A 12,159-nucleotide genomic window follows, 5' to 3' on the forward strand; every position below is an offset into this window, starting at 1 on the left:
TATTGATGATTGATGTGGTGATTTTAGCGGCAGGTAAAGGCACGCGAATGAAGTCGGCTTTACCAAAAGTTCTGCAACCTTTGGCAAAACAACCCTTACTCGCCCACGTCATCCATACCGCAAAACAACTGCACGCCGAACGCATTATTACTATTTATGGACATGGTGGCGATGCGGTCAAACAGCGATTTGCCAATGAGCAGATCGAATGGGTGGAGCAAGCCGAGCAACTCGGTACTGGACATGCGGTACAAATGACCCTGCCTGTACTTGGCAGATCTGGTTTTGCCTTGATTCTCTATGGCGATGTGCCACTTGTTTCCAAAGCCACATTACAACGTTTATTGGATGCGTCAAAAGACTCGGGCATTGGCATGATTACGCTGGAGGTGGCTGACCCAACAGGCTATGGGCGTATCGTTCGTGAAAATGGGCTGATTCAAGCCATTGTTGAGCATAAAGATGCTAATGATGCACAAAAGCAAATTACTGAAATTAATACAGGCATTTACTGCGTCAGCAATGAAAAATTGCATCAATGGTTACCAAAACTCTCCAATAACAATGCGCAAGGCGAATATTACCTGACTGATATTGTCGCTATGGCGGTGCAAGATGGTTTGGAAATTGCTTCGATCGCACCTGAATATGCGTTTGAAGTTGAAGGTGTGAATGACCGTTTGCAACTGGCAAATCTCGAACGTGAATGGCAACGCTATCAGGCAGAACAACTCATGCGCCAAGGCGTGCATTTGATTGATCCGTCACGTTTTGACTTACGTGGTACGCTCAGTGTTGGTCAGGACGTCGAGATTGATATTAATGTCATCATTGAAGGCGATTGTACCATTGGGGACAATGTCAAAATCGGCGCAGGCTGTGTGATTAAAGACAGTACGATTGCATCAGGTACGGTGATTCAGCCGTATAGTGTTTTTGATCAAGCCATCGTTGGCGAGAATAACCAAATAGGTCCTTTTGCCCGTTTACGTCCAAATGCTAGGCTCGCTGATGAAGTACATATCGGTAACTTTGTCGAAGTAAAAAATACCACAGTCGGTCTACGCAGTAAGGCAAATCATTTCACCTATCTTGGCGATGCTTCAGTGGGACAAGACAGCAACATCGGTGCAGGCACCATTACCTGTAACTATGACGGCGCCAATAAGTTTAAAACCACGATTGGCGATCGTGCCTTTATTGGTTCGAATAGTTCACTGGTTGCACCTGTGAGCATTGGCAATGGTGCAACGGTCGGCGCAGGCTCGGTGATTACACAAGATGTCGAAGCCAATGCTTTGGCTGTGGAGCGCAGTAAACAATTTCAAAAGGGCAATTATCAACGTCCACAAAAGCAAAAGTGAACGCAAAATCATTGAACGAAAATACACAGTCGTAAACGTTTTTTTGAGGTAAATCAGTATGTGCGGAATTGTTGGTGGTATCGCAGAACGTAATATTTCAGGGGTCTTACTTGAAGGGTTGAAACGTCTGGAATATCGTGGTTATGACTCCGCAGGTTTGGCGTTGATCGCATCGGGTCAGCTAAGTCGTGAGCGTGAAGTCGGCAAAGTTGCCAATCTCGTGCACGCTGCAGAACAAAGTGGTATTCACGGCAATGTCGGTATCGCACACACCCGCTGGGCAACGCATGGCAAGCCATCACAGCATAACGCCCATCCGCACACCTCACACAATATTGCTGTGGTACATAACGGTATTATTGAAAATTACCAAGAATTAAAAACCGAATTACAAGCACTTGGCTATCAGTTTACGTCTGAAACAGATACAGAAGTGGTGGCGCATCTGGTGCATCATGCACTGAAAAATCAAGCCGATTTATTGCTTGCTGTGCAATCCATCATTCCCAAACTCAAGGGTGCGTATGCGCTCGGCATTATTGATGCCAATCAACCTGATGAACTGATTGCTGTGCGTGAAGGTTCGCCATTGGTCATCGGTGTGGGTATTGGTGAATATTTTATCAGCTCCGATCAGTTGGCATTGTTGCCTGTGACCAATCGTTTTATCTATCTCGAAGAAGGCGATACGGTACGTTTGAAACGGGATAGTGTGGAAATCTTTGCCCACGGTCAAGCCATCGAGCGCCCAGTCACCGAGCTGGATGCCACCGTCATGAGCAGTAGCAAAGGTGAATATCGTCACTTTATGCTCAAAGAAATTTTTGAACAACCCAACGCCGTGCAACAAACCATTGCTCAAGCGCTTGATGGCAATGCCTTAAAAGAAAATTTCTTAGAACATGCCAATCCTGCGTTGACGCAAGTACAGCACGTACAAATCATTGCCTGTGGTACCAGCTATCATGCGGGATTGGTGGCGAAATATTGGTTTGAGCAAATCATCGGCTTGCCATGTCAGATCGAAATCGCCAGTGAATTCCGCTATCGTCATCCTGTGATTATTGCCAATACCTTGTATCTATGTATCTCGCAATCAGGTGAAACGGCTGATACTTTGGCGGCGTTACGTGATATTCAGAAACGTGCCAAAGCAAGCAATACGCCGATTTACACCATGGCGATTTGTAATGTATCGACTTCATCAATGATTCGTGAAACCAATTTTCATTTGCTTACCCTTGCAGGACCTGAGATTGGCGTGGCATCGACCAAAGCCTTTACCACTCAGCTTGCTGCGCTGATGCTTTTGATCTTAAAAATCGGTGAAGTGAAGCAATCGATTACCACTGAATTAAAATTAGAATTGATCCAAGCCCTTTGGCATTGTCCAAAAGTGCTGAATGAAACACTCAAACATGATGCCAAGATTCTCAGCCTGTCTGAGCTATTTGTTGAAAAGGCACACTGCTTATTCTTAGGTCGTGGCACGCATTATCCGATTGCATTGGAAGGTGCACTCAAGCTCAAAGAAATTTCTTATATCCATGCCGAAGGCTATGCCGCAGGTGAGCTTAAACATGGTCCTCTGGCACTGGTCGATAATGATATGCCTGTAGTAATCTTGGCACCGCAAGATGACATGCTTGATAAGCTGAAATCGAATATGGAAGAAGTACAAGCCCGTGGTGGTGAGTTATTCGTCTTTGCTGATGAGCACAGCGGTATCCATAAAAAAGACCGCCAGCATGTGGTGCATATTCCTCAAATCTCCCAGTGGCTTGCACCGATCATCTATAGTGTGCCTGTACAATTGCTGTCGTATCATGTTGCGGTACTGCGTGGAACAGATGTTGATCAACCAAGGAATTTAGCCAAGAGCGTCACGGTGGAGTGAGATAATTTTTTGATTTTATTAAATTTATATTGAGAGTAATAAAGATATACCTAGTGAAATCATATAATCAAAAAAGATCTGTTCTTAACAAAACAGATCTTTTTTTGTTCAAAATAAAATCTATATTCTACGTAAAACCCTAATCAAATAATCTAAGGACAATACAATGGACTTGGTTAGATTGAATGCAAAAGTCTATAGAAGTAAAACAGGTGTCTACACTGAAATTCCAGTCCTTTTAACGGAGTATGGGGTCATAGACTCCTTTGTTGAGTTTTTCCTTGATCATAGCCATAGACGTGGTAGAAGCTGGATGGAGAAACACATAACAGCAATAAAATTATTTTTAAATTTCTTAGAAGTAAACTTTCAAATTATCAATACTCCAAAAAAATTATTCAAAGTTTTTGTTCAACAGTAAATGGCTGGCTAAGTCCTGAAGCCTTTGAACTGAAATATTTTAAGAAATTAGAGGGATCGGCTGTCCACAATACTGTCTAGGATCACTCTTTAGTGTATAGTCACACAATAAAATTAAAGTACTTGAAATAAACTCTAAAAGTAAAAAATAGAGTTTTATGAGGAGGGAAGATGCAATACATTGATAAACAAATTCTTGAAGGAAAAGCAGTATTATTTCTTGGTGCAGGTGCATCGTATAGCTGTACTAATTCTAAAAATGTGAGAATTGGCTTTACAGGAGGTGAGTTACTGCAAAAAATTAATAAAGAGTTTCTTGGAAACACCTCAGATTCTTTAACACTAGACTTTGCATCAAGCATGGCTATACAAATTTCTGGAAGAGAAAATTTTGATCACTTTATAAAAAACTTAGTTTGTGATTTTGAACCAACAAATGAACATAAGATAATCACAGAGTTTAAGTGGAAAGCAATTTTTACCACAAATTATGATGAAGTAATTGAGACAGCATTTAAAGAAAATAAATCACATTTCCAAAAAGTAGAGAAAATTATTAGTGATAATGATTCATTACAAAAGGTGGTTGTTAATCCTGAAAAATTACCATTAATAAAAATACACGGCTGTATATCAAGAACAAATGATAATAGAGTTCCTTTAGTTATTGAAAGCAGTGATTATCGAAGACATTTAGAAAATAGGTCTAGCTTATATCAATTCTTAAAAGAGTGCTTAACTAGTAATTTAGTAATTTTTTACGGTTATGGTTTAGCTGATCCTAATATTATTGGTATTTTAGATGATTTAGAAAAAGATGGAGTAAGTCGTACAAGACACATATGGTTAGACCCATTTATGAAAGACTTACATAAAAAATATTGGGAAACCAAAAACTTGGAATGTATAATCAGCAATTTACATGATTTTTTGACAACCATTAAAAATAAAAAATCTAATAATGTAGTGTCTTTAAACAATATTCTAAAAAATGATTCTATTATTTCAAAAATAATTCCATCAAATAATAGACCTGGTGATGAGTTGGAAAATTATTTATTAGCTCAATTAATATATTTCGAAATAAATGATGAAATAAAGAAAGAGTCTGATAATTATAATAATGATATTTTCTACAGAGGTAATTCACATGGTTTCGGTTGGGTTAATAAAAATCTAGATTTCAAAAGAACTATAGAGGGAACCTTAGAAAATGAAATATTTGAAAATTTAGAAATATCTAACAATCATTTCAATTTTTTAGTAATTAATGGGTATGCAGGTAGTGGGAAAAGTGTCTTATTAAAAAGACTTGCATGGAATGGTGTTTCAAAATTTAACAAATATTGTTTTTACCTAAAAGAAGGTGCATTATTAAATACAACACTAATATTTGAACTGATTAATTTAATTAAAGAACCTATCATTATATTTGTTGATAATATCTTAGAATATCAAAAAGAAATAATAGAAATAAAAAATTTTTCAATAAAAGATAGAGCAAAAGTATTCATTGTAGGTACTGCTAGAAGTAATGAATGGCATAACAATGAAAATACTTTAGATAAATTAAACCCTAGTTTTTTTAGTTTAAAAGATTTAAATGATATAGAAATTAAAAATCTTATAGATAAATTAAAAGAATTTAATGCAGAAGGAAATTTAAAAGAATTAAATGATTCAGATAAATTTAAATTTATAAAAGAAAAAAGCAATAATCAATTACTGGTTACATTATTGGAAGCAACCCATTACGGTCAAGAATTTTCGGAAATAATAAAAGATGAATATGAAGGTATTTATGATAGATCAGCAAAGGATCTTTACTTAAGCATATGTTGCTTACATAGGCATGGAATAGAACTCAGAGCAGGAATGATTAAAAGACTAAGTGGCATTGACTTTGAACAGTTCAAACAAAAATTTTTACAGCCACTTGAGCTTTTAGTTGTGAGTTATCACAGTTATAGGTTAAATGATATTGTTTTTACATCTAGGCATTTTCATATTGCAGAACATGTATTTAAACAAGCATTTATGTCTGAAATGGATAAAGCCCAACAATTAATAAAAATTATTAGATACCTAAATATAGGTTTCGATACTGATGCTAAAGCATTAGAGTGTATTTTAAAGGGTAAAGTTTTAGCAGAAGAATTTAGCAGTAAGGATTTAGCACATTCTATTTTCAATATTGCACAAGAAATTGGTGTCAATAATGCATTTATTTTACATCAAAGAGCTATTTTAGAAATCAATCACTCAACACCAAATTTTGAATTAGCCTTAGAGTATTTGAAAAAAATTGATAATACTGATATTTATTATGATATGAGAACTGTAGAACATACCAAGGCAAATGCTTATAGAAAATTAGCACTTAATACAATATCTAGGCACGACAAAATAAAATATAGAAACTTCAGCCTAAAATTATTAAATGAAAACATTAAAACATCCACTAAAACGTCAATGCCTTACCATACAAAAGGATTGGTTTTACTTGATGAAATTAAAGACTGTGAGAATGAAAATGATCTAGTTGATATTATTAGAGATTTTGAGAACAATTTATCTGCTGGTTTTAAAAAATTTCCATATGATGAATCATTAACACTACTTGAACATGATTTTTCAAAAGAAATGAATAATTCCCCTCGTGCCATAGGAAAAATTAAAGAGGCATTACGAAAAAATAGTGATAATGTCTATATAGTTCAACGCTATGCTAAATTTTATATAAGTAAAAAAGATTACAATGAAGCTAGAATATGTATGTTAAATTTTTTAAGAAATGACATTAATAATCGTTATATTAATTATTTAATGGCATTATCATTTATTAATGAAAATGAAAGTCTATATTATCAAAAAGCCATTTCATACTTAAAAAAATGTTATTCACCTAATGATACAAATTATGAACCAAAATTTTTACATGCTTGCCTTGAGTATGTTTATCAAAGTGAAGAAAAAGCATTAAAAATTTTTAATGATTTATTACAATCAAATGTAAAACCAAGAATTAAAAATAAAATATCACACCCTATTTTGAATACAGATGGTCATGAAAAGCTTTTTGAGGCTGTAATAGTAACGATTAATGATCAATTTGGATTTGTAAAAACTTCGAAATATGCAGAAAATATATATATGCATAAAGTCTCTATGGTTGATCAAGATGATTGGGAAGCTTTGAGACCTGGTGACCCTATAAACATTACCATTTGTTTTAATTTTAGAGGACCAAGAGCTAAGACGGCTATTATCAGATAATCTATAAATTAATCCTTGGAATAAATTAAGACGATATTCGTTAGAATATAAATCTAAAAATTGTAGTTAGCATAACTGCTAACTACAATTAATATACTAAACAAAAAAATGGCTATACCAGTGATGACATATAATAAGAAGATATTTTATTAGATTCATAATCTTACTATATTTTATTATATACCCACTAAGTACTTATAAAGTACTCTCATACAAAATTTATTTATAAAAATAAAAATTTATCTCAAATAACAATCGCCTGCTATTCTTAAACTAATGAGAGTAGCAGGCGATTTGCTATAGCGATGGCGACTAAAAAAACTTAAAAATGATCTTAACCAATAAATAGACAGTAGTCAGCTCAGGTCTGAGCTCGTAGACGCAAGGAGTTCTCGTTTTAGTTTTTTTCCGCATTCGATGATCGTTTTTCTTTGCGCTGGTAAGGCGCCATGAATGATGGCTTTTGCCCTCACTTCCACTGTGACGTCATAATGTGGATAAGATGCACTGCGGTGAAACCAACCTCGATGCAGACCTAAAAATAGTGCAAATTCGTGCAATTCATCCAGACTATCTGCCATAAGATGACACCATTCTTTCCCCTTGTATTTGATACGCATGTTATCGACATAGATCGTCATATTTATTTCCATGTAACAATGAGAAGGCGAATCAACATTTTAGCGCAACGATGATAGGCTGTATATTAATCCATCAATATGGTGATAAATATGGTGATATAGGTTATTGATTACACTTCTAGCATAAAACTCACAGGGCCATCATTGATGAGGTGAACTTGCATATCTGCTGCAAAAATCCCTGCTGCGACATGCTGATATTGGCTGTGTAGATAGCTGAGTAAGGCATCATACAAGGCTTCCGCTTCGGCTGGTGGCATGGCGGGCGCAAAGTCGGGGCGTAGTCCCTTATGTGTATTGGCGTAGAGAGTGAATTGTGAAATCAGCAAAATCCCGCCATTTGCTTGAGCGACATTCCAGCCCATTTTTCCATTTTCATCATCGAATATCCGATATTTCAATAGCTTATCAATGAGTTTTTTGCCTTTTTCCAAAGTGTCTTCACGCCCGATACCGAGTAAGACCACCAGACCGTGGCTGATTTGACCAACGATTTGATCATCAACACTGACATGCGCCGACAGGGAACGCTGAATAAATGCACGCAAAATGAAACGCCTAATCAAAAGATTGCATGCATTGTAAAGGGCTGTTCGGCTTTCTTCAATCTTGCAGATGATATGGCTTTAAAGCAACTTCGATTCGATTTCTGTACGCAAGTGTTTGTATCGATTGATATAATTTTTTTGCATACTCTTGTAGCGGTTGAGTCGACTATTCACCGCATTGGGATTGTCCACCAACGCCACGATTTGCATGGTGCTATAGTTGAGTTGCATCACGGCATTGCGCAGGCGTGCCACTTCTGGGGTGTGGATATGCAGCTTTTTAAATTGTTCATTTTGACTACTCAGCGTGCCCGAAATATCCTGTAAGGACTGGCGAATTTGGGCGCTACTGGTACTTTTCTTTGAGGCAAAGCTAAGCTGTTGATCCAATTCATCAAAGACGCCATTTTGCTGGCTTCGGATTTGATCAAAGGCTTTCAGATCGGTTTTGAGTTTGCTTTGGTATGCCGCATCGGGACGTTGATCTTGCGTCATCCCAACGATTTGTTCCAAAGTATCTTTACAACCGACCAGCATCACACTGGCAAGAAGCAACAGTAATGCGAGCATCGGTTGAGATTTGACACGATAAACAGGGATACCAGTCGGCATTATTTTTCCTAAGACCATCAAATTAAAGCCCAGCGCATATTTATACTGAATGATTAATTAACAATCAAGTCTTTCATTCGATAGAATTTAGATTAGGCGCTGAATAGTTTTGCGTTTCCAAACCAGTTGGTAGTACAAGCCTTGAAAAATAAACAGACAGACGAATGCTGCTGCATAGCCGTACCAAATGCCTTGTAGCCCCCACCAGCGACTAAACAGATACGCTAGCGGTACTTCGATCAGCGTGATACAGGCGACATTGATCAGCATCGGTTGTACCACATGACCACTGGCACGCATAATCGACACGAACACCGCACTGGCGCCAAAAAACAGAATCGACCACAGCACAATAAACAATAATTGTTGTCCCAACTCGATCACATGCGGTTCGGTAATAAACAGTGCCATTAGATATTTCGATGCCAGATACGCTGCCATGATGAGTGTGCCTGTGAGTGCCAGATTCATCATCAATGCTGTGCGGGTGACTTTGCCAACGGCATCCGCATGGTTTGAACCGATGGCTTGTGCAGCAAAGATCGATGCAGCGATGGAAATCGAAATTGCAGGGAATTGCACATAGTTCAGCACTTGATTGACCGCACCATACGCCGCCGTTGCTTCAGCGCCAAAGCGGTTGACCAAGCCAACAATGACCAAGCCAGCCACCGATGTAGTGACCATTTGGATGCCTGTCGGGACACTCAATTTCAGGATCAGTTTGCTCATCTGCGGTTGATGGCGGATTTGTTTTAAAATCTCAGCATCGACTTTCAGCGGATGATTTTTGACTTTCATATAGACAAACAGAAAAATCAGCACCAAAAAATAACCGAGAATAGTGGCAATCGCAGGCGCAACAATCCCCATCTGCGGAAAACCAAAATAGCCTTTGATCAGCGTTGGCGTGACAATTAGACCGACCACACTGGTCAGCCCAAGTGCCATCAGTGGCGTCACGCTATCACCAACACCACGAATAATCGAGGTGTAAATAATATAAATAAAAATCAATGGGCTACCTGCCAACATACAGCGTACATAAGGCAGTGACAGATGCATAATTTCATCATCTGTACCAAGTAGGCGCAATAATTCTTCGGCAAAATAAACACCCAAAATAGCGATCAATGTGCCACCAATCAGGGTCATAAACAAGGTCGAGCCGATAATGCGTTTTAACTTATCATGGTCTCGTGCGCCCCATGCTTGCCCGATGAGTACGGTACAGCCCGCAGACAGCCCAATGATAAATGCCAAAAGCGTAAATAAAATCGGGAAGAAAACCGCCACCGCTGCGACCGCATTGACGCCCATCATCTGACCGACAAAGACGGTATTAATCGTACCTGATAAACTTTGTAAAATATTGGTGGCAATGAGTGGCAATAAAAAAATCAGAAAGCGTTTCCAAAATGCTTGTGACGGTTGGGCTACATCCATGTGATGATCATATACTTTTTAGTGTGATTGTTGCGCTAGTGTACGCCGATTCTATCGCTGGCGTTAGCGCTGATTTGTATCATCAGGGCGAAGAAAAATAAGAAAAAATGAAGAATTCACATGACATTGTGTTTGCGCCACTGTTGTGGTGTTTGCTGTGTCCACAGTTTAAACGCCCGCTGAAAGGCACTTTGTTCGGAATAGCCGAGTAGCAGTGCAATTTCCTGCAAACTCAAATGCGGATCTTGCAGATATTTAAAGGCAAGCATTTGGCGAATGGCTTGTACACGGGCTTGAAAAGTCGTGTTTTGGCTTTGCAGATGACGTTGGAGCTGTCTGACGGAAGTGTGAAGTTGCGTGGCAATCACTTCAATATTCAGTTGTTGTTTTTGCAATTGCTTTAAAATCGCCTGTTGTAATCGCTCATCAAGCTGTGTGGTATGCGGTAATTTTTCCAGTAACGTCTGCGCTTGCGCCATCAACAAATGTTGCAAGGTTTGGTCGGCATGGCGAATCGGTTTACTGAGAATTTGACTCGGCAAAACGATCTGCGCCGTGGGCTGTGAAAACAGCACAGGACAACCGAAATAGCGTTGATAAATCATTGTATCTTTTGGTGCGGGATGCATGAAATCGACTTGAATCAGCGCCACATCATCGATATGCAAAAAATGCCGTAAAAACTGATACATGATCGCAATCGCAATCTCATTGGTGACTTGCGTGGTAAAGACTTTGGGGACATCCCAGCCGATGATGAGGTGATCTTGATTTTTATTAAATATCAATGGGCTACCATCATAAATCAGCCGATAAAAATCATGATAGCGTAATAATGCCTCACCGAGATGCTCGCAACTTTGCGCCAAATAACCCAGTACGCCAAGATGTTTGAGCTCAACATATTGGGCGATGTCTAAGCCAAGCGCAGGCTGATTGTGCTGTTGATCTAGTTCATTAAGTAATTGATACCAGACTTGATAATCAAAGCGGGGTAAATTTTGCACATGCAGGAGCTGTGTCGGTGCGGGGAGTTGATTCGCTTGGCAGTAGCGCAATAATAAATCACCCAATCCACCGTAGACCGAGCCTTGATAGCTGGTGATCTGTTGCATCCGTACTCCTGATTCATCCTATGTCCTGTGCATTGTTATAAAATTCTTGTCGTAATTTGTCAATCAATCACAGACGAAGTGTCAATACGCTAGATTTTCATCGCTCTACACTGAATAGAGTAAATAAACAGGTGATTTTTATGATTAAGGGATTTGTTGCAGGATTAATGGTTGCTAATGCCTTTGAATGGGTAGCACATAAATATATTCTGCATGGTACACACCGAGCAGGTAAGCCAAGATTTAGTCCTGTGCCACGCAGTATGAAGTCGCATTGGGAACATCATCGTGAAGTGCGTAAACAAGAATTTGCGGACGATGGCTATGTACAAGGTCTGAGCAATTGGCGTACCAAGAATGAAGTGGTGTCTTTAGGAATCGTTGCAGTAACGACAAGTGCGATGTTTTATCCATTCTCAAAGGGTATGGCAGCTGCGGCATGGTATAGCGCATTCAACTATTACTATATCCACCGCCGTGCACACCTTGAGCCTGATTGGGCGAAAGCAAAGATTCCGTGGCACTATGATCATCACATGAATGCCAACCAAGATGCCAACTGGTGTGTGACTAAGCCGTGGTTTGACTATGTGATGGGCACGCGTGTGGTGTCGTCAGCAGATTTACAAGAGCGCAATCCACTTGGCGTCAATTTGCCGAAATTTATTGAAACGCCATTGAAACAGTTGGTCAATCAATACTTCCCTGCCAAATACGTGCAAAAATCGGTGGTGTCGAAAAGTACAACTCAGCAATCAAAAGATGCTGAAGCGCAAGATGCACTTTCAGTTGCATAAATCTGAGTAAAAACCTAAATTAAAACAATAAATAAAGCACTAA

Annotated in this window: 9 protein-coding genes; 4 read left to right on the forward strand and 5 right to left on the reverse strand. The window is 38.8% G+C overall.

The window, feature by feature from the left end; all coding sequences use genetic code 11:
- Positions 1-5 precede the first annotated feature (5 nt).
- From glmU to BLQ60_RS13015, 3 genes are all read left to right on the forward strand, one after another.
- The gene (gene glmU, locus BLQ60_RS13000; RefSeq protein ID WP_378235115.1) at positions 6-1,364 is read left to right on the forward strand and encodes a bifunctional UDP-N-acetylglucosamine diphosphorylase/glucosamine-1-phosphate N-acetyltransferase GlmU; all 1,359 of its coding nucleotides are present in this window, start codon (positions 6-8) and stop codon (positions 1,362-1,364) included.
- A gap of 58 nt (positions 1,365-1,422) precedes the next feature.
- Positions 1,423-3,261 carry a glutamine--fructose-6-phosphate transaminase (isomerizing) gene (gene glmS, locus BLQ60_RS13005; protein WP_092621429.1) on the forward strand — a complete coding sequence of 613 codons (1,839 nt, stop codon included), beginning with the start codon at positions 1,423-1,425 and terminating at the stop codon, positions 3,259-3,261.
- 591 nt (positions 3,262-3,852) lie between these two features.
- Complete coding sequence (locus tag BLQ60_RS13015; RefSeq protein WP_092621432.1) at positions 3,853-6,957, forward strand: SIR2 family protein; 3,105 nt, start codon at positions 3,853-3,855, stop codon at positions 6,955-6,957.
- Positions 6,958-7,313: 356 nt separating this feature from the next.
- On the opposite strand, the gene BLQ60_RS13020 is transcribed toward BLQ60_RS13015, so the two are convergent.
- From BLQ60_RS13020 to BLQ60_RS13040, 5 genes are all read right to left on the reverse strand, one after another.
- Complete coding sequence (locus BLQ60_RS13020) at positions 7,314-7,598, reverse strand: DUF4031 domain-containing protein (RefSeq protein ID WP_092621435.1); 285 nt, start codon at positions 7,596-7,598, stop codon at positions 7,314-7,316.
- Between the two features lie 110 nt (positions 7,599-7,708).
- The gene (dtd, locus tag BLQ60_RS13025; RefSeq protein ID WP_092621438.1) at positions 7,709-8,146 is read right to left on the reverse strand and encodes a D-aminoacyl-tRNA deacylase; all 438 of its coding nucleotides are present in this window, start codon (positions 8,144-8,146) and stop codon (positions 7,709-7,711) included.
- A 78-nt stretch (positions 8,147-8,224) separates the two neighbouring features.
- Entirely contained in the window at positions 8,225-8,758 is a 534-nt protein-coding gene (locus BLQ60_RS13030; RefSeq protein ID WP_092621441.1) for a hypothetical protein, read from the reverse strand.
- Positions 8,759-8,845: 87 nt separating this feature from the next.
- The gene (locus BLQ60_RS13035; RefSeq protein ID WP_092621444.1) at positions 8,846-10,204 is read right to left on the reverse strand and encodes an MATE family efflux transporter; all 1,359 of its coding nucleotides are present in this window, start codon (positions 10,202-10,204) and stop codon (positions 8,846-8,848) included.
- 116 nt (positions 10,205-10,320) lie between these two features.
- The gene (locus tag BLQ60_RS13040) at positions 10,321-11,319 is read right to left on the reverse strand and encodes an AraC family transcriptional regulator (protein WP_092621447.1); all 999 of its coding nucleotides are present in this window, start codon (positions 11,317-11,319) and stop codon (positions 10,321-10,323) included.
- Between the two features lie 140 nt (positions 11,320-11,459).
- Between BLQ60_RS13040 and BLQ60_RS13045 the strand changes: the two genes are divergently transcribed.
- Positions 11,460-12,116: a sterol desaturase family protein gene (locus tag BLQ60_RS13045; protein ID WP_092621449.1), complete on the forward strand. Its 657-nt coding sequence runs from the start codon at positions 11,460-11,462 to the stop codon at positions 12,114-12,116.
- Positions 12,117-12,159 lie beyond the last annotated feature (43 nt).

This window comes from Acinetobacter marinus (assembly GCF_900096915.1).
GTDB classification, from domain to species: Bacteria; Pseudomonadota; Gammaproteobacteria; order Pseudomonadales; family Moraxellaceae; genus Acinetobacter; species Acinetobacter marinus.

Coding starts and splice junctions, on each gene's coding strand:
- glmU (WP_378235115.1), top strand. CDS start 6: ATGATTGATGTGGTGATTTTAGCGGCAGGTAAAGGCACGCGAATGAAG.
- glmS (WP_092621429.1), top strand. CDS start 1,423: ATGTGCGGAATTGTTGGTGGTATCGCAGAACGTAATATTTCAGGGGTC.
- BLQ60_RS13015 (WP_092621432.1), top strand. CDS start 3,853: ATGCAATACATTGATAAACAAATTCTTGAAGGAAAAGCAGTATTATTT.
- BLQ60_RS13020 (WP_092621435.1), bottom strand. CDS start 7,598: ATGACGATCTATGTCGATAACATGCGTATCAAATACAAGGGGAAAGAA.
- BLQ60_RS13030 (WP_092621441.1), bottom strand. CDS start 8,758: ATGCCGACTGGTATCCCTGTTTATCGTGTCAAATCTCAACCGATGCTC.
- BLQ60_RS13035 (WP_092621444.1), bottom strand. CDS start 10,204: ATGGATGTAGCCCAACCGTCACAAGCATTTTGGAAACGCTTTCTGATT.
- BLQ60_RS13040 (WP_092621447.1), bottom strand. CDS start 11,319: ATGCAACAGATCACCAGCTATCAAGGCTCGGTCTACGGTGGATTGGGT.
- BLQ60_RS13045 (WP_092621449.1), top strand. CDS start 11,460: ATGATTAAGGGATTTGTTGCAGGATTAATGGTTGCTAATGCCTTTGAA.